Consider the following 20,558-nt stretch of genomic DNA (forward strand, 5'->3'; position numbering starts at 1 on the left):
TCTTTTATTTCCTTTTTTTACACAAAAATCTATGTTTCTATGTGTTAAATAACAAAAAACTATTTCTTAATTAGACCTAACAGTTTTTTAAAACCAGTTAGGTCTTCGTTAAAAACTCCAAAAAATGAATTTATTCAGCTTTTGAATTTGTATAAATCTATAAAAAGATTTTGATAGTGTGGTTTTTAGTTTTCCTGATTTTTGCTGTGAGCCAATAGAACAGCTCTTACGCTTTTATGTTTATGCAATAATTCTTCGGCAACTTCATATTCAATAGCAAGTTCTTCCATAATCATCTTGATGCCGCGTTTTACCAATTTTTCGTTAGACAATTGCATGTCAACCATTTTGTTGCCTTTTACTTTTCCTAACTTGATCATTACCGAGGTAGAAATCATGTTCAAGGTTAGTTTTTGAGCTGTTCCTGCTTTCATTCTCGTACTTCCTGTTAAAAATTCAGGCCCCACGATCAATTCAATCGGGTAATCAGCTTCTTGAGCGATAAGTCCGTTACTGATACAAGAAATACTTCCTGTTTTAATATTGTGTTCTTTAGCTTTTTTAAGTGCTCCTAAAACATATGGCGTGTTTCCAGAAGCAGCAATTCCGATGATCATATCTAAACTAGAAATTTCGAATTTGGCTAAATCTTTCCATGCTTGTTCCGTATCATCTTCGGCATTTTCTACTGCTTTTCTGATTGCGGTGTCACCACCAGCAATAATTCCGATAATCATATCATGCGAAACACCAAAAGTTGGAGGACATTCCGATGCATCTAAAATTCCGATTCTCCCAGAAGTTCCAGCTCCAATATAAAATAATCTTCCGCCCAATTGCATTTTTTTTACAATGGCTTTAACCAGTTTTTCTATTTTAGGAATTTGCTCTTCAATAATATGCGGAACTTTTTTGTCTTCTGTATTAATGTTTGTAAGAAGTTCTTTCACGCTCATTTGATCCAAGTCTTTGTACAAAGATTCTTGTTCAGTTTCAGGATTTTTATTTTTCATTTTTCTTTTTTTTTGATTTTTGATCCTAAAATTTTTCAATTTCAGGATCTCTATTTTTACATTAATAGTTTGCTGTTTCTGTCTGGAATGGAATTTAATTTTAAAACATAGAAACACAGGTTTGATTTTTATTTAAAAAGGTAACCAATCTTTAAAAAGAAAACCAAAGAGAACTACATTTCTGCCATAGCAATATATATGTGTGTATGTTTATGCTAATGAAACGCTTTTTTGTAAGTCTATCAAAGTCTATGTTTCTATTGTTTAAAAATTAATTTTAAGGGAACTGAATTAGAAATGTTATTTATAAATCAGATATTTTGTTCGCATTTTTTTGAAAGCTTCTAGGTCTTTTTGCCAAGTCTTTCTGATCTCACTTTCAGAAACACCACTTTCTATTTGCTGCTGCAGTTTTTTTGTTCCTGCGAGTTTGGTAAAAAATCCGTTAAAGAATTTTGTCTTGTCGCTGGTATTCTGGTACGCTTTAATAAGCCATTTCAATTCTAATTGCTTCAATCTTGGATAAGCGGTCAAATCTTCACCAAAACATTCTTTTCCGTTGTATAAAGGATCTTTTGCTCCAAAATTGGGTTTTGGAGTAAAACTGAAATTCGTTTTAGTTAAATATGGCGAACCGTAGATTTGAAATTGTTTTTCAGTTCCGCGTCCCATACTCACATTTGTTCCTTCAAAAAGGCATAAACTGGCGTACAGATTTATAGATTGATCATTTGGTAAATTCGGAGACGGTTTTACCAATAAACTGTATGGCATTGTTCTACTGTAGTCTACACAAGGAATAACGGTCAGTTTACATTGAACGCCATCTTTAAGCCATTTTTCACCATTTACCATTTGCGCATATTCGCCAATTGTCATTCCGTGCAGAAGCGGAATAGGGTGCATGCCGACAAAACTTGTAAATTCTTTTTCTAAAAGCGGTCCGTCTACGATAGAACCATTCGGATTTGGACGATCAAAAACAATAAGCGGAACGTTGTTTTCTGCACAAGCTTCCATTACATAATGTAAAGAAGAAATGTAGGTATAGAATCGTGCACCAACATCTTGCAGGTCAAAAATCATGACATCAATTCCAGATAACTGCGCTGGTTTTGGTTTTTTGTTATCACCGTAAAGTGAAATAATTGGCAAACCTGTTTTCGGATCTTTCCCGTCAACGATATGTTCGCCGGCATCGGCTGTTCCTCTAAATCCGTGTTCTGGAGCAAAAATGGTCTGAATAGCAATTTTTTTCTCCAGTAGGAAATCGACCACATGTGTTTTATTGGATAAAATTCCAGTTTGGTTGGTTACGATTCCAACTTTTTTATCTTTTAAAAGCGGTAAATATTTTTCGTAATTATCGGCTCCCGTTTTTATAACAGCGTTTTTGTTTTCTATTGAAATAACGGTTTTATTTGGCTGAATGACTGCCGAATATGACGTAGCATGAAACAGAAATGCTGTAACAAAAGCACTTTTTGCTATAAATTTTATCATTTTAATACAGTTATTAGTTAAAGACGAATTGGACTAATAAAATTAAGATTTTATCGGAGTATATGAATGTTTTAGGCAGATTTGGGGAATCTAAAAACTAACAAGATAACCTGCATGAATCAGGATTAATTTTTCTTTTTATTAGTCACAGTCTTTACAAAGAGTATTTAAAAATACTGCCTCCTAAAAGTCTCACGTAGGAGGCAGTATTATAAGATGTGGTTTTTCAGTGGTTACCGAATTACCAACCTGGATTTTGTTTTAATTCTACACCTTCTGCAGCGTATAAATTGATATCATTTGTTGGTATAGCACTTAAGTAATTTTTTGGCGAAACAAATGTTCTTGCAACACCAGCAGCATAAGGAATTACATATCCTTCTGCGTTTACTTTTGTTTTAGAATTAGTTCCTATTAGATCCACTATTTTAGCTCCTAAAGCAACATCAGGATTAGCATTTGTGTCTAAATAATCTCCTTTTTTCCAACGCATTAGATCTTCTTTTCTCATGGTAGTCCAGCTCATAAACTCGATTCTGCGCTCACGACGAATCTCCCATATAATTGGATTAACAATTCCTGAAATTTGTTCTAATGCTGCTGTTCTTTGCGGATCATCTATCTGTACGCCATTAGCAGATGCATTTACGCCATCTGTGGTCAAAGTTGCAATTCCAGCACGTGTGCGAACTTTATTAATAGATAAATTAAGATCTGCAGTAGTGATAGTTCCTAATTCTGCACAAGCTTCAGCATAGTTTAAATAAACTTCACTTAGTGTGAAAACTGGAGCGTCAATTTGATTTTGACCAATTGTGGTAACCTCTGTGCCTGTTGTAGCAGGATTGTTATATAACTGGAACACATAACCAGTAATAGATGTCAGACCAGTATAAGGTTTATCAGAATAAGCATAATCTACATTGCTAAATGCTTTAGCAAATCGAGGGTCTCTGTTGGCAAAGGTATTGGCAATAGTGTTATCGCCTAAATATTGAGTATTGCCAGCTTGTTTAATAGGTAGTCCATTAGTAGTTACATAACTTTGTGCTGCAAATTTTGTCAATCCGTTTTGAACAGTGGATGTATTAGTGTAAGCTTGGATTCCATTTCCTAAAACACCTTTTATGTATCTTTTTGTTAAGATTACTTCAGTATTTCCTAATAATTCGACAGAATTGTAAAGAGATTTCCAATCAGCGTTTAATTTGTAAGCGTTGTTATTCATTACGGCTAAAGAAGCTTCTTTTGCTTTCTGAAGATAAGCATTTCCATTTTGCCCTCCATTGTATTTTCTGTAAGTGCCTTCACTTAAACACACTCGGCTTAATAGAGCATAAGCAGTAAATTTATTAACAGTAACATTGCTGTCATCAACGTTTAGTAACATCGGAATTGCTTCTTCCAAATCTTTAATTACATTGTCAATAACTTCTGCTCTTGATAAAGCTGGCTTATATACTTTAGCATCATTTTGAACTAAATATTCATCTGTATAAGGAACATCGCCAAACTGCTGTGCTAAACGGAAATAAGTATGCGCTCTAAAGAATTTAGCAACACCTATGTAGTGATTTTTCTTTGTCTGATCCATTGGCACATTAGGTACTCTTGCAAGCATAAGATTGCAACGACGAACCAAAGTGTAGTATTCGTTCCAGTTTGCATTTGTTGCATTTGGAGCCGTTGGAAAGTTTGTAAAAACGTTATTAGCTAGGTTGTCATCTATTAACCCTGTTCCTGAATGGAAGTAGAAGTCAGCTGTAGTACCTGCATTATTTCCATAACCGTTAAAGGTATTGTAGTTCAACCAAGAGAATGTTTTTACGTTATTTTCTGAAGTCCAAAAATTGTCATCTGTAAAAACATCTTCAGGTGGTGTATCCAAAAAATCTGAACAGCTAACCGTTACACTTGCAATAGCAAATAAGGCAACTGTTAGTTTTATCCTAGAGTTTGTTATATATTTTCTCATTTTGATTAATTTTTTAATTTTTAAATACCTTTTTTAGAAAGCAAGTTGAATACCAAATGATATCGTTTTAGAATAAGGGAAAGTTCTTCCCCAAGCTGCTTCAGTTTCATTAATCTCAGGATCTACTGGTAATTTACTGCTTTTCCAAGTCGCTAAGTTTAAGCCAGAAACGTACGGTCTAATTTTATCGATTCCGATTTTTTCGGTAATGCTTTTAGGAAAAGTGTATCCAATCGTTACAGACTTTAAGCGTAAATAAGACATGTCTAATAAATAACGTGACTGTGCCACAAAGTTGTTAGATCCAGGCGCATAAGTTCCAAAAGCGTTTCCAGCATGGTTAGGGTACGGATTAGGGAAATAAGCATCTGTGTTTTCTGGTGTCCAGTAATCATTCTGGTTTACATACATAGCATCTGTTCTATTGTAGAATGGCAATACTAAATCAGAAGTCGCCCAGTATTCACGTTTACCAACTCCTTGAAAGAAAGCATCAATGTCAAATCCGTATAAAGCACTTCCTAAACGAATTCCATATTGGTAACGAGGAGTTGTATTACCAATAACTTTTAAATCTCCTGGTTTAAGAGCTGTTCCATCTCCTCTTGAGATTACACCATCGCCATCTAAATCTTTATACATTACATCTCCAGGGCCAAATTTAAAAGCACCTGTTCTAATATTTTTATAATCAACACCATTTATGATTAATCCTGTTGCATCAATTTGATCTGTAGTTTGAATCAAACGGTCTGTTTCCAATCCCCAGATTTCGCCAAGTTTTTGACCTGCGTAAAAAGATGAAGTTGAGATCAGTTTAGCAGAGTTGTTCCATTCTGTTACTTCAGTAGTATTGTCTGAAAGGGTAAGATCTGCATAAACACTAACGTTTTGGTTAATTTGTTTGTTAAAGTTAAGAGCAAGCTCCCAACCTTTTGTTCTTAAATTTCCTGAGTTTGTATTGGCAGCAGCCTGACCAAATGAACCTGGAAGTGTTTTACCTGGAGCCAACATTCCTTTAGTATCTCTTTGGTAATAGTCAAAAGTTAATCCAAGCATATTAAAGATACGAATATCGATACCAATATCCTGAGTAGTTACTTTTTCCCAAGTTAAATTCGGATCAACATTTGTTGGCTGATTCACAGTAGGAGGAATGGTTGAACCACTTCCTATCCAATACGGGTTAGGATTAGTAGTAACATTAGTCATAACAGGTAAAAAGGCATTGTTAGCAATATTCTGATTTCCAATTGAACCAACAGATCCTCTAATTTTCAAATCATTTAACCAGCTTTTTGTACCTTCCATGAAAGCTTCTTCCGAAATTCTGTATCCAACAGAAGCAGAAGGGAAGAATCCCCATTGCTCATCTGTAGGGAATTTTGAAGAACCGTCATAACGTCCGTTTACTTCCAAAAGATATTTTCCTTTGTAGTCATAATTCACACGTGCAAAGAATCCAGCAATAGCATATCTTGATAAACCTGGATTTAAGATATCATTAGCCACAAGAGGTGCAGTAAATTGATCACCAATAGCTAAATTAAATTCTGGTTTGCTTTTGTCTAAAAGTGTATTTCTACGAGCATAGGTTCTTTCTTGATCGTACCACTCAGTGTTTAAACCTCCTAATACTTTAAAGTTATGGTTTTCACCCAATGTTTTAGTATAATTTGCATAAATATTGGCTACATTTCTAGTGTAAGATGTTTTGGCTTGTGCAACAAAATCATTTGCAGTTTCCATAGATGTCGGTTTGCCCGCAACTAAGTCAGCAGCACTTGTCCACCAATCCCAAAGTGGCACTTGACCACCATTCATTTTAAGGCTTGAAAAATTAGTATTGATACTATATTCTCCAATAAGATTAAAGTCTTTTGTAATTTGAGCAGTAAGTTTTCCGCTTATCCTCATATCATTTGACTTATTCTCGTTCTGAGATGCATTTGCCATATAACCTGGAGCATGTCTGAAGTAAGTCCCATTGTAAGTCCCGTATGGGAAATAAGATCCCCAACGCATGTAGTATCCAAAATAACCATTACCAGCAGTATCCACACCATTGTTATAGTAGTTAAAAGGAGAATCATATTCTTGGAAAGTTCCCAATACTTTAAAATCTCCAGTAAGCCAGTTTGTTAATTGAGTAGTCATACCCATATTAAGACTGAATCTTTTATTGGTTTCGGTATTAATTTTCATTACACCATCTTGATTAGCAAGACCTAACGAAACAATAAATGAGCTTTTTTCTCCCAAAGAACCTTGAGCTGATAAATTATGAAGCGTTTGTATAGAATTCTTTTTTAGCATTTCATCATGCGGATTCCAGATTCTATAAAAATATTCTCTGCCGCCAATCACGTCAAAATCCTCTCCTAAAATCATGTTTTTATCATTAGGATTTCTTGTAGCAGCATATTTTTCTTTCCAGTTAATAATACCCGGCAATAATGTCTTGTAGTTCATACCAAAAGACTCTGGATTGGCGTTACCCGCTCTAGCTTGTGCCTCGATCATTGCAGGTAGCTCTACTGTAGGATCATTAAATTGAATCAACGAAATTGGGTTGCTAATACCAGTATTTACGCTATAAGCAAATCGTACTTTACCTTTTGCATTTTTACCGCTTTTAGTGGTAACTAATATAACTCCAAATGCAGCACGTGCACCATAAATAGAAGCAGAGGCTGCATCTTTAAGAACAGACATCGATTCTACATCTTCTGCATTTAATAAAGAAAGGTCGCCTGGTACACCATCAACTAAAATAAGTGGAGATCCTGAAACCTCTCCGTTTACAATAGTTCCGGCTCCACGAATATTAATTTTTGATTGTTTACCGATACTACCTGAATTATAAGTAATATTAAGTCCTGGCGTAGTTCCCTGTAAACCTTTTGTAATATCTGTAACAGGAATGCTTCCTAAAGCTTTTTTAACATCAACTTTAGCAACTGCACCTGTAAGATTTACTTTCTTTTGCGAAGAGAATCCCACTACAACTACTTCATCTAACTTTGCGGCACTTTCTGCCATATCAATGTTGATTTTCTGTTGTCCATCAACTTTCACTACTGCAGTTTCAAAACCCATGTAGCTAAAGCTAAGGCTTCGTCCAGGAGCAACACTAATGCTGTATTTTCCATCAAAATCTGTAGTTGTGCCATTTGATGTTCCTTGAATAAGGACACTAACTCCAGGAAGAGGAAAGCCATCCTTCTTGTTTTTTACAGTTCCAGTAACCGTTTTTGTTTGTCCAAATGCTGCTTGAATGCACAAAAACAACACTGAAATAAAGAGTAATTTTTTCATGATTAATCTGGTTTTTTATGGTTGTTGTTGAGCAAATATATTTAATTATTGCATATAAATGCATTTTTGCGTGTTTTTTTTCTAAAAATAATTTAAAAAAACGCAAAATAACGCATTTTTTAATGAAAAATAAGAATTGAATTTGTTTTGAAAATCTTACTAATGCATGATTTTGCAGTTTTTAAGGCTTTTTCTAATATGGAATGAAATATTTGATATATTTGTGATGAATTTTAACTTTTATAAAAACATGCTGAAAGCCGAAAGACATAAATATATAATGACTAAACTTATTGAAGACCAAAAAGTTGTTACAACAGATTTAGCTTTGGCTCTCGATTTGTCTGAAGATACAATAAGAAGAGATTTGAACGAATTGGACAGTAAAAAGCTGTTAGAGAAAGTATACGGCGGTGCGGTTCAAGTTAAAGAGAAATCTTCAAATGTATTTGATATAGCAATAGCTGCAGAAGAGCAGAAAAAGCAGATTGTGACAAAAGCATTGTCTCTACTTCATGATGATCAGGTTATTATAATGAGTGGAGGAAGCACCAATTTAGTTTTTGCAAAGTTAATTCCGGCCGATTTAAAAGCTACAATATATACATATAGTTTGCCAATAGCGATGCAATTGTCTCAGCATCCCAATATCGATTTGATTTTTATTGGAGGAAAAATGCAGAAAAATGCAATGGTAACCATTGGTATGGATGTGATTCAGGTCGTTTCTAAAATTAAGGCCGATATTTGCTTCATTGGCGCCAGCAGTATAAGTGTGAAACAAGGTCTTACAGAAGTGGGCTACGAAATTTCAATTGTGAAAAAAGCCATGATAGAAGCTTCTGATAGAGTAGTTTCCATGTTTTCTTCGGATAAATTGAATACTAAAATGCCTCACAGCGTATGTGATCTTAAGCAGCTCGATACTATCGTAACTGAATTAGATCCAGAAGATGAAAGACTAGATGAATATAGGAAATCTGGAGTGTTTATCTTATAATTTTAAATTTATCTAATATTAATTTTGCGTTTTGTTGCGTTATTTAAAATTTATTATGTTAAAAAACGCAAAATAATGTATTCGTATGCTTTTTGTATTTATATTTGTTAAAACTAATTTTTATTAGTCAGATATATTTATGAAAAATACACCTCAGTAGGCTTGTCATTTTTTGGCGCATTTAGGAAGTTCAAAGCTTTAAAATAGGAATTTTAATAAATATTGAGTTCTAATAGAATTTAGAATGTATTGTTTTTGTCAAATAGCTTTTTAGCGAAGTGCAGAAATAAGACATGTATTAAAAAACCAAAAGCAACAGAACCATTAAATGTCCGATTCTCTCCAACTACAAGAATTAGAAACTTCATTAGAAGGAAACCTTTTTTATGATGATCTTCATAAAAAAATATACGCCACAGACGCCTCTGCTTACAGAATTATGCCGCTTGCCGTGGCCATTCCGAAATCAGAAAATGATATTATCAATATTATTCGTTTTGCCTCAAAGAATAAGATTTCAATAACGCCAAGAACGGCTGGAACTTCTTTGGCAGGCCAAACCGTTGGTAGCGGAATCATTGTAGATGTTTCTAAGCATTTTAATAAAATTGTTTCTTTTGATCCTAAAAAGAAAACCATAACCGTTCAGCCAGGAGTAATTCGCGATGAACTGAATTTATATTTAAAACCGCACGGACTGTTTTTTGCTCCAACAACATCAACTACCAATAGATGTATGATTGGCGGAATGGTCGGAAATAATTCGTCAGGAACAACCTCAATTCGTTACGGAGTTACCCGAGATAAAATTGTAGAAATAAAAGCCGTTTTAAGCGACGGAACTACAGCAGTATTTAAAGATTTAACTTCTGAAGAATTTATCGAGAAAACCAAAGGAGATTCTTTAGAAAATAAAATTTACAAAACGATTTACGAAGAACTTTCGAACAAAGAAAATCAGGAAGAAATCTTAAAAGAATTTCCAAAACCAGAAATTCACAGAAGAAATACAGGTTACGCAATTGATGTTTTACTGAAATCGAAACTTTTTTCAGGAACAGAAGATACCATCAATTTAGGGAAATTGCTTTGCGGAAGTGAAGGAACACTGGCATTTACTACAGAAATTACTTTAAAAGTAGACGACTTGCCACCAGTAAACAATATTATGGTGGTAGCGCATTTTCATACCATTCAAGAAAGTTTAGAAGCCGTTGTCACTGCAATGAAGCATCATTTATTCACTTGCGAAATGATGGACGACACGATTTTAGACTGTACCAAAACCAATAGAGAACAGGCTAAAAATAGATTCTTTATTGTAGGCGAACCAAAAGCTGTTATCATGCTTGAAGTTGGATCGCACATTAGCATGGAAGATGCCGAATTGCAGGCCGATGCTTTGATTAAAGATCTCCAAATTAATGGTTTCGGATATGCCTTGCCAAAAATCTATGGAGCAGATATTGACAAAGTAAACGAAGTTCGAAAAGCAGGTCTTGGGCTTTTAGGAAGCATTGTAGGAGACGATAAAGCAGCCGATTCTATTGAAGATACAGCCGTAGAATTAAGTGATCTTCCAAATTATATTGCCGATTTTGCAGCGATGATGGAAAGACATGGACAAAGTGCCATTTACTATGCGCACGCTGGAGCGGGAGAATTGCATTTGCGTCCGAAGATCAATTTGAAAACAAAAGAAGGATTACACCAATTTAGAAATTTATCTACTGAAGTGGCGCATTTGGTAAAAAAATATAGAGGCTCATTGAGCGGTGAACATGGAGACGGAATTCTGCGTGGAGAGTTTCTGCCATTTATGATTGGCGATAAAAACTATGAACTGCTGAAACGAATTAAAAAAGCATTTGATCCTGATACTATTTTGAATGTTGGGAAAATTGTAAATGCTTCTAAAATGGATGAAAACCTGCGTTTCGAAGCAGGAAGAGTTGAACCTGAAATAAAAACGATTCAGGATTTCTCCGACAGTTTAGGAGTTTTGCGTGCCGCAGAAAAATGTAACGGTTCGGGCGATTGCCGAAAAATGCCTTCGGCGGGTGGAACTTTATGCCCGAGTTATCGTGCTACGAGAAATGAAAAAGATACTACACGAGCACGTGCCAACGCCTTAAGAGAGTATCTGACAAATTCTGAAAAAGAAAATAAATTCGATCATGAAGAATTATACAAAGTTTTCGAATTATGCGTGAGCTGTAAAGCTTGCGCGAGCGAATGTCCAAGTAATGTAGACGTAGCGACTTTAAAAGCTGAATTTTTATATCAATATCAAAAAGCAAACGGATTTTCTTTCCGAAATAAAATATTCGCTTTCAATTCGAAATTGAATGAATTGGGAAGTTTTGCGCCGTCTGTTACCAATTGGGTTTCCAATCTTTCATTCGTTAAAAAAAGAATGGGAATTGCGCCTGAAAGACAAGTACCGTTATTAGCTCCAAAAACATTTAGAAAATGGTATGAAAAGAACAAGAAACGTAACACAAACAGCTCTTTTGAGAATGGAAGCATTTATCTTTTTTGTGATGAATTTACCAATTATTACGATGTTTCAGTTGGAATTGATGCCTACGAACTCTTAACAGAACTAGGTTATAGAGTAATTGTAATCGATCATGAAGAAAGCGGAAGAGCTTTTATTTCAAAAGGTTTTCTGGAAGAAGCGCAAGAAATTGCCAATAAGAATGTCAATACCTTTAAAAATATAATTTCTGAAAATACACCTTTAGTCGGGATTGAACCTTCGGCTATATTGACTTTCAGAGATGAATACATTCGATTGGCTTCGGACAAAGAAAGCGCTGAAAAATTAGCTAAAAATACTTTTACGGTTGAGGAGTTTTTCAAAAGAGAAATCGGAAACGGAAAAATTCACGCAGATCAATTTTCTGAAAAAGAGAAAAATATCAAAATTCATGGGCATTGCCATCAAAAATCATTAAGCTCTGTTGAGGCTTCTTTTGCGATGCTGAATGTTCCTAAAAATAATAAAGTTACGATTTATAATTCGGGCTGCTGCGGAATGGCAGGTTCATTTGGTTATGAAAAAGAGCATTACGAAATCAGCATGAAGATGGGAGAAGATACTTTGTTTCCGAAAATCAGAGCTACAGAACCATCAACAGAAATTGCGGCTGCAGGAACCAGTTGCCGACATCAGATTTTTGACGGAACGAGCAGAAAAGCAATGCATCCCGTGACTATTTTGAAAGATTGTTTGAAATAATTTTTTGTATTTTCCCTGTGCTTTTCAGAAATATTATTTAAAAAAAAACATCAATTATGAAAAAAACAATTTACTCAATCTTAGTATTGCTTTTCTTTTTTACGGCTAAAGCGGCTAAGGTTGATACATTACAGGTTTTTAGTCCTTCGATGCAGAAGAATATTAAAACTTGCGTAGTAGTTCCCGACAATTATAAAAAGAGCAAGAAAGCATTTCCGGTGGTTTATCTGCTTCATGGCTACAGCGGAAATTATGGTTCTTGGGCAAAAGATTTTAAGGAATTAGGAAAACAGGTGGATCAATACGGTTTTATAGTGGTTGGAGTAGACGGAAATTACTCAAGCTGGTATTTTGATAGTCCGATAGATCCAAGTTTTAAATATGAAACTTATGTAGTAAAAGAATTAGTTCCTTTTATAGATAAACAATACAGAACAGTTACAGACCGTACAGGAAGAGCCATTTCTGGTTTGAGCATGGGCGGACATGGCGCTTTGTACTTATCATTCAAACATCAAGATGTATTTGGCGCGGCAGGAAGTATGAGCGGAGGAGTAGATTTTCGTCCGTTTCCTGAAAATTGGGACATCAAAAAACGTTTAGGAACAATTACGGAACATCCAGAAAATTGGGATAAAAATACGGTTACCAATATGTTAGATTTGGTAAAGGACAATAAATTAAAACTGATTATTGACTGTGGAGTCGATGATTTCTTTATGACAGTAAACAGAGAGCTTCATGCAAAAATGCTGGCTCAAAAAATAAATCACGATTATATTGAACGCCCAGGAGAGCACAATCTCAAATACTGGGAGAATTCATTAAAATATCAACTTTTGTTTTTTCATGATTTCTTCAACGAAAATATAAAAACAAAATAACGTTAAGTGCATTGCGAACTACCGATAATTTGTAATGCATAAATTTTGGTTGGTTATCCTAACAGGTTTTAAAAACCTGTTAGGTATTTTTTTGCCAAAGAATTACAACTAACATACCTTAAACGCCATTAGATTCTAAATAAATTATAGTTTAATTAAATAAAATTACCAATGAAAAATCTATTTTCCAGAATACTGCTAATTTTTGTAATCACAACAAGTTTTGCTCAAAATATAGAAAAATCAGAACAGATCAAATTTGTGCAGCTCACAGATTTACACGTTTCAGTAGGAAATGAAAATGATTTTTTGTTGCAAGATATTGTAAAAGAAATCAATAATTCAAATTTCGAATTTGCGGTTGTAACTGGTGATTTGACCAATAGAGGTGCCGATGACGAATTAAAACAAGTGCATTCGATTCTCTCTAAATTGAAAATTCCGTATTACGTCATTTCAGGAAATCATGAAACTAACTGGAGCGAAAGCGCTGGCTTGACTTATAAAAAAATATTTGGTGAAGACCGTTTTGTGTTTTCAAAAGGTGATTATGTTTTTATTGGCTTTCCGTGCGGACCTTATATGAAAATGGGAGATGGTTTTGTAAAACACGAAGATGTGCTTTGGCTTGATAAAACCCTAAAAGACAATCTTAAAAACAATAATAAAAAAGTATTGAATTTTGCTCATTATCCGTTAGATAACAGCGTGAGCAATTACAAAGAAGTGCTTTCTGTTTTAGAAAAATACCCAACCGTCGCTACTTTTTGCGGTCACGGACACACCTTACGCAAATATGATTTCTCTGGTTTGAGCGGTATAATGGGAACATCAATAACTTCTCTGGACGGAAAAACAAAAAGTTATAATCAAGTAATTATCAGTAGAGACAGTATCAGTATCTATCAAAAAGAAATAGATAAACCTGGAGTTTTTAAATTTTCGGTTCCGTCAAAACCTTCCAAAATTGTAATTCCTAAAGATAGTTTGGCAATGCAATCTCCTTACATAAAAGATATTGCCTCAATTTACAGCCTTCCAGCATTTGACAAAAAGAGTGTTTATTTTACGAATTCTATCGGCGAAATAAAATCTATAAACCTTAAAAACAAATCTTTAAATTGGAAAACCGAGACAGGAAATTCAATTTATTTTTCGCCAATCATCGTAAAAAATAATTTAGTTATCGGTACAATAGAAGGAAACCTAGTAGGATTTGACACACAATCTGGCAAACAAAAATGGACAATCCCTGTTGGCGGCGTTTTGGTAGGCTCGCCAATTTCAGAAAACAATAAAATTTATACGGCGAGTTCTACAGCATTTATTTGTGCAGATGCTGTGACTGGAAAAGTAATATGGCAGAATAATTTGCCAGCGTCATATTCGCAAGGAACACCGTTAATTCAAGGCGATAAAATAATTTTTGGAGTTTGGGATTCGTATGTGTATTGTCTGGATAAAAACACAGGAAAATTGATCTGGAAATGGAATAATGGCAACGACAAACAAATCCTTTATTCTGCTGGAAATGTCAATATGGTTTCAACAAAAAACCGACTTTACTTTGTGACTCCGCAACGTTTTCTGACCATTTTGGATATTGAAACAGGAAAAACACTTTTAAGAACTCAGAAATGGAAAATCAGGGAATCGATGGGAAAAAGTCAAGACGGGAAATGGTTTTATGGTAAAACAATGGACGGTTTACTTTTAAGATTGCCTCTTAGCGATGATCTTGAACTTACAGAAGAAAATCTGGTGAACCAAAGCAAAGTGCTAGATTTAAAACTTGGATACGAACACAATCCAGCAGCAATATTAGAAAACAGAAACAAAATATATGTAGGAAGCAGAAAAGGAGAAGTTTTGATTGTAGATGCTTCTAAATTTGAGATTATAAAGCAAATTAACCTAGGAAGTTCAAGCGTAAATGGTTTTACAATTGATGATAAAGGACAAGTCTGGGCATCACTTATAGAAGGCGGAATTTATTTATTAGAATAATATAGAGGCATTTATCCTAACAGGTTTTCAAAACCTGTTAGGTATTATATTAGAATGGAGCTCAAGTTCTAATTCTAACTTTGTATAAATATCAATTAGAAACCTAACAGGTTTTTAAACCTGTTAGGATGATCAACCAAAAAATACAACCTTATGAAAAGTCTAAAATTACTAATCTTAATATTGCTGATTCATTCCCAAATTTTCAGTCAGCAGTCTCCAAAAAGAGAAATGCGCGCTGCTTGGATTTCTACTGTAGAAAATATCGACTGGCCTTCTAAATCTGGTTTATCAGACAAAGAAATGAAGAACGAAATGATTGCCATTTTGGATAATTTACGTTCTTATAATTTGAATACTGTCATTTTTCAAATTCGTCCAACTGCCGATGCGTATTACAAATCGACAAAAGAACCAGCATCGCATTGGATAACAGGAACTCAAGGTGTTGCTCCAGGTTTTGATCCGTTGCAGATGATGATTGATGAAGCAGGAAAACGTGGTATGAACGTGCACGTTTGGTTAAATCCGTATCGCGTTCAGAAAGATACAGCAAGAGATGTGCTTTCAAAAAATCACTTATATTTTAAGAGACCAGACCTTTTTCTGACGTACGGGAAAACCAGATATTTTAATCCAGGATTGCAGGAAACAAGAAATTTTGTTGCTTCTGTAGTGGGCGAAATCGTTAGAAATTATGATATTCAGGCCGTTCATATGGACGATTATTTTTATCCGTATAAAATTGAAGGTCAAGAATTTCCTGATGATAAAGCTTTCGCTAAAGAACCGCGCCAGTTTAAAGACAAAGACGATTGGAGAAGAGACAATGTCGATTTAATTATCAAACAAATAAGAGATACTATAATAGCCAATAAACCTGAAGTAGAATTCGGAATTTCGCCTTTTGGAGTATGGCGAAATATTGCCAAAGACTCGCAAGGTTCTAATACAAGAGCAGGTGCAACCAATTATGATGATTTATATGCGAATATTTTAAAATGGCAAAAAGAAAACTGGATTGATTATGTAACGCCTCAATTGTACTGGCACATTGGTTTTGACCGAGCCAATTTTGAAGTTTTGGCAAAATGGTGGGCAGAACATAAATATGGAGCAAATGTTTACGTTGGTCACGGCGATTACAAAATTTCTAATGCAGCTAAAGAACCAGAATGGAGAAGTCCCAATCAAATCGTGAAACAGATTGAAATGATTCGTAAAATGCCTCAAATAGATGGTTCTATGCATTTTACTGCTTCTACTTTTCTGAAAAAAGGAGATACACTTAGAAATCCTCTTCTTCAAAAAGAATACAAATACATTGCTTTAACTCCAGAAGCAAACAGAATTACGAGATTAAAACCAGAACCGCCAACAAATGCTGTGATTGCCAAAAAAGGCGATAAAGCGGTTTTAACATGGAAAGCGGCATTAAATGACAAGAAATATGTGATTTACAGATTTCCAAAAGGAAAAATAACCGATTTTTCAAATCCTCTGAATATTTATTATGTGACAACGGCTCTAAAACTAGAAGTGCCAAATGCCGGTTTGGAAAACTTCATTTATGCGCTTACCGCTTTGAGTCAAACCCAAACAGAAAGCAGTCCGATTGAATTTTCAATAAAATAAAATATAAAAAAGATGAAAAAAAGTATTCTTCTATTAGCCATATTTCTAAGTTCGCTTAGTATTGTACAAGCCCAAAAATTAGACATAATTCCAAAACCTGTATCAGTTCAGCAAAGTGCAGGGCAATTTGTTTTTCCTTCGCCATTAAAAGTTATTGTAGACAAAAAGCTAAAAAATAGCACCAGTTACATCACGGCAAGCATTTCAAAAAATACAGGAATTAACCCAATTGTTTCGATTGGAAAAAAACACGGAAAAAATAACATTTCATTTCTAGTCGATAAGAAATTAGATCTTCCGAACGAAGGTTATCAATTGGAAATAAACCAAAGCGGAATTTTCGTAAAAGGAAAAACAGAGAAAGGAGTTTTAAACGGCTTCCAAACTTTGCTTCAAATCTGTTCTGCAAAAGAAGTTAAAAAAGGAACTCTTCCGTTTGTGAAAATAGAAGATTATCCTCGTTTTGACTGGCGCGGAATGATGCTCGATTGTTCAAGACAATTTTTCGACAAACAAACTGTAAAAAATTATATCGATTGGTTGGCTGCTCATAAAATGAATGTTTTTCATTGGCATTTAACGGATGATAACGGCTGGAGAATCGAAATTAAATCGTTGCCAGATTTAACTTTAAAAGGCGCTTGGAGAGGTCCTGGCGAAGTTTTGCTTCCATCTTATGGTTCAGGAGATAAACGTTACGGAGGTTTTTATACACAAGAAGACATTAAAGAAGTGGTAGCTTATGCTGCGGATCGCGGTATTTCGGTTATGCCAGAAATTGAAATTCCGGGACATTCGCGTGCTGTAACGGCTTCGTATCCGGAAGTGGGGTGTGTGATAACGCAGGAACTTAAAAGTGTTCAAGGCGAAGTGAAAAATGTTTGGTGTGTAGGACGTGAGGAAAATTATGATCTTCTGGATTCGATTATTAGAGAAGTTTCGGGCCTTTTTCCTTTTGAATACATTCATGTGGCAGGAGACGAAGTCAATCGTGCCAATTGGGAACATTGCCCAAAATGTCAAGCTTTGATGGCAAAAGAAGGATTTACAGATAGTTTTCAGCTTCAGAATTATTTCTTTAAAAGGGTTCAAAAAATTGTAGATAAATACCATAAAAAAACAGATGGTTGGAACGAAATTCTGAAAGGCGGAGAAATTAATCCAAATACACTTATTTCTGCTTGGCAAGGAATCAGTTACGGAATTGAGTCGGCTAAAAAAGGATATAAAACCATCATGATGCCGGGACAATTTACGTATTATGATATGGCACAATCTGAAACAGAACGTGGTCATCGTTGGGCGGCAATTACGGATACAAAAAGAGCGTATTCGTTTGAACCAATTCCTGATGCAGACTTAACGCCAGAAGAACAAAAAAATATAATTGGAGTTCAAGGCGCTTTGTGGAGCGAATATTTGGATCGTCCTGCAAGAATTATGGAATACCAAAGTTATCCGAGAATCAGCGCTTTGTCTGAAATTGGCTGGTCTAAAAAAGAAGATAAAAACTGGGATGATTTTTATGGAAGATTAACCAACAGCCATTTGAAAAGATTGGCCGATATGGGAATCGCTTTCAGAGATTTTCCTCCAACAGCCATTTATAAAAACGGAACAATCACTGTAACTCCACCTTATGAAGGTGCTGTTGTACGTTTTGACAAAGATGGAAATGAGCCAACAAGACAATCGCCTTTCTATACTGGACCAATTCAGACAAAAGATTACGAAAATTATATGTTCAGAGTTTTTTATAATGAATATTCAGCAAGTCCAGCAGTAAAAGCTGAAAAACTGCCAGTTGCCAATTGGGATACATCTAAAGCTGAAGTTCTTACTATTTCTGAAAACATCTCGGAACATGTAGATAAAAAAGGAATCTGGTATTTGACTTTCAATCCAACAGATGATGGAGCAAATGGAACAATCAAAAATGTTTCACTGTTTGAAAATGATAAATTAGTGCAGGCTTACGCAGATGAAAAAGCATTAAAATCAAAACCTCGTTTGAGATTTTTGATTGATAATTACAGTGAAAAAAATACGTACAGATTAGATTTTACAGTTGAAAATAAAGAAGATAAAAAGTCTGCAGCAAACGTAAAATTCACTTGTTCGCCTTATCAGGAACCAGAAGTGAAAGTAACTTCGTCGATGGCAGAAAATCCGAAGTTTCCAATTGCGAATCTGCAAGATTACAATGAAGAATCCTATTTGCGTACCGATGTTGCCTGCAAAGACGGGGATTGGATTCTGTATACTTTTACGAATCCTGTAACTTCTTCTAAAATTGATGTTTTAACTGGAATTCCGCATCATCCGAGATTTATAATAAATAACGGTTTTGTAGAGTTTTCATATAATGGAACTGATTTTATAAAAGGCGATAATTTTGATTATGGAAACGCATCAATTTATCCGAAACAGCCTGTAAAAGCTGTTAGAATACAAATTACAGGAACCAATAATGAGCCTTTAATGGCAGGGCAAGACTTAAAAATTAATCCATAGTACTATGAAAAATATTGGTGTAAAAATTATAATGGTTTCATTGATTTTTTTGGGAGCGAAAGGTTATTCTCAGAAAAAAGCAAAACAATCTTTTGATCTAAAAAGAACTGAAGTTTACATCGATTCGATGATGACAAATGCACTTGAAAAAGGCTTTTTTCCTGGTGCCCAGATTATTGTTGGAACAGGAGCTTCTAACTTGATAACTAAAAATTATGGTTATCATGATTATACCAAAAAGCAATTAGTAAAATCAGATGACGTTTTCGATTTGGCTTCAATGTCTAAAGTTTTAGGCGCGACACTTGTAATAATGCGCTTGGTTGGCAATGGAGAATTGAAACTTACTGATCAAGTCGGCGAAATTGTTCCGATGTATAAAAACACAGCTATTTCAGATTTAACGCTTTTTGAATTGCTAACGCATACTTCTGGATTAACGCCAAGTATTACTTTTTATCAGGTATTGCTTTCTACGTCAGATAATTCGCCTTTTTTGAGTAATCAAAAATCGGAGCAATATGTTGAGCCTTTTGATAATATGTTTGTCAACAAAAACATTGTTTACGATTCGAAATATCTTTCTTTTGAACCAAAGGAAAATTGGGTTCAGATTTATAAAAACATGTGGCTGAATCCTGAATTTTATCCATCGGTTTATGAAAGGATTGCGAAGGCAAATACAAATCCAAGAGGAAAATATCTGTACAGCGATTTAAACTTGCTTTTGGTGAAGCAAATGATTGAAACCAAAACAGGAAAAAAACTCGATCAGTTTACCAATGAAATTTATACTGAATTAGGCATTTCAAAAATTGGATATAATCCGTTAAAATGGACTTCGATAGATAATGTAATGCCAACGGAAGTGGATAATTTTTTCAGAAAAGATACTGTAAAAGGTTATGTGCATGATGAAGCAGCAGCGATTTTCGGTGGCGTTTCTGGAAATGCAGGTCTGTTTGCCAATGCTGAATCGATAGCTATAATCTGTAAAATGCTTATGAATAATGGTAATTATAAAGGAAAACAGATTCTAAAAGCGAATGTCGTAAAAGAGTTTACTGATTCTCCGCTTGCAAAAGAAGGCATTTACAGAGGTTTAGGTTTTGATAAAAGAAAACCAGACGAGTTTTTTACAAAAGACGATTTTGGACATACAGGTTTTACAGGAACTTTTTTCTTTATGAATAGAAATACAAATCGATTTTTAATTATTCTGACCAATCGTGTAAATCCAACGAGAACGAACAGATTAATGTACAAGGATGATTTTAGTGCTAAAGTCTGGAGGCAAATTAATAAATAAAGTTTGCCACGAATTACACGAATTTCCACGAATTAATTTTCTCAATCTGTAAGGAAAGTTTAGCCACAGATTAAAAGGATTAAAAAGATTTTTTTTTACATAAAATATGTAAAAAAAAAAAGAATTAGTGAAAATTCGTGCAATTAGTGGCAAAAT

At 34.6% G+C, this 20,558-nt stretch carries 11 protein-coding genes; 7 read left to right on the forward strand and 4 right to left on the reverse strand.

Translation table 11 applies throughout. The features are described from left to right. Positions 1–185: 185 nt before the first annotated feature. The 4 genes from murQ to NU08_RS01460 form a co-directional block, all read right to left on the reverse strand. Entirely contained in the window at positions 186–1,013 is an 828-nt protein-coding gene (murQ, locus tag NU08_RS01445; protein ID WP_129745446.1) for an N-acetylmuramic acid 6-phosphate etherase, read from the reverse strand. Between the two features lie 300 nt (positions 1,014–1,313). Beyond that, entirely contained in the window at positions 1,314–2,516 is a 1,203-nt protein-coding gene (locus NU08_RS01450; RefSeq protein ID WP_129745448.1) for an exo-beta-N-acetylmuramidase NamZ domain-containing protein, read from the reverse strand. A gap of 241 nt (positions 2,517–2,757) precedes the next feature. Beyond that, positions 2,758–4,491 carry a RagB/SusD family nutrient uptake outer membrane protein gene (locus NU08_RS01455; protein WP_129745449.1) on the reverse strand — a complete coding sequence of 578 codons (1,734 nt, stop codon included), beginning with the start codon at positions 4,489–4,491 and terminating at the stop codon, positions 2,758–2,760. A gap of 33 nt (positions 4,492–4,524) precedes the next feature. Beyond that, a complete protein-coding gene (locus tag NU08_RS01460) occupies positions 4,525–7,809 on the reverse strand; it encodes a SusC/RagA family TonB-linked outer membrane protein (RefSeq protein WP_129745450.1) in 3,285 nt (1,094 codons plus the stop codon). A gap of 250 nt (positions 7,810–8,059) precedes the next feature. On the opposite strand from NU08_RS01460, the gene NU08_RS01465 reads away from it, so the two are divergent. The 7 genes from NU08_RS01465 (at position 8,060) to NU08_RS01495 (ending at position 20,402) form a co-directional block, all read left to right on the forward strand. Then, on the forward strand, positions 8,060–8,809 hold the full coding sequence (locus tag NU08_RS01465; RefSeq protein ID WP_129745765.1) for a DeoR/GlpR family DNA-binding transcription regulator: 750 nt from the start codon (positions 8,060–8,062) through the stop codon (positions 8,807–8,809). A gap of 328 nt (positions 8,810–9,137) precedes the next feature. Then, a complete protein-coding gene (locus tag NU08_RS01470; protein WP_129745452.1) occupies positions 9,138–12,053 on the forward strand; it encodes an FAD-binding and (Fe-S)-binding domain-containing protein in 2,916 nt (971 codons plus the stop codon). Between the two features lie 56 nt (positions 12,054–12,109). Then, positions 12,110–12,937, forward strand: coding sequence for an alpha/beta hydrolase (locus NU08_RS01475; RefSeq protein WP_129745454.1), 828 nt, complete (start codon positions 12,110–12,112; stop codon positions 12,935–12,937). Between the two features lie 171 nt (positions 12,938–13,108). Then, positions 13,109–14,944, forward strand: coding sequence for a PQQ-binding-like beta-propeller repeat protein (locus NU08_RS01480; RefSeq protein WP_129745456.1), 1,836 nt, complete (start codon positions 13,109–13,111; stop codon positions 14,942–14,944). A gap of 153 nt (positions 14,945–15,097) precedes the next feature. Then, positions 15,098–16,579: a glycoside hydrolase family 10 protein gene (locus NU08_RS01485; RefSeq protein ID WP_129745458.1), complete on the forward strand. Its 1,482-nt coding sequence runs from the start codon at positions 15,098–15,100 to the stop codon at positions 16,577–16,579. Between the two features lie 12 nt (positions 16,580–16,591). Beyond that, entirely contained in the window at positions 16,592–19,093 is a 2,502-nt protein-coding gene (locus NU08_RS01490) for a beta-N-acetylhexosaminidase (protein WP_129745460.1), read from the forward strand. Positions 19,094–19,097: 4 nt separating this feature from the next. Beyond that, positions 19,098–20,402 carry a serine hydrolase domain-containing protein gene (locus NU08_RS01495; protein WP_129745462.1) on the forward strand — a complete coding sequence of 435 codons (1,305 nt, stop codon included), beginning with the start codon at positions 19,098–19,100 and terminating at the stop codon, positions 20,400–20,402. Positions 20,403–20,558 lie beyond the last annotated feature (156 nt).

The organism is Flavobacterium anhuiense, from assembly GCF_004151235.1.
Classification (GTDB): Bacteria; Bacteroidota; Bacteroidia; order Flavobacteriales; family Flavobacteriaceae; genus Flavobacterium; species Flavobacterium anhuiense_A.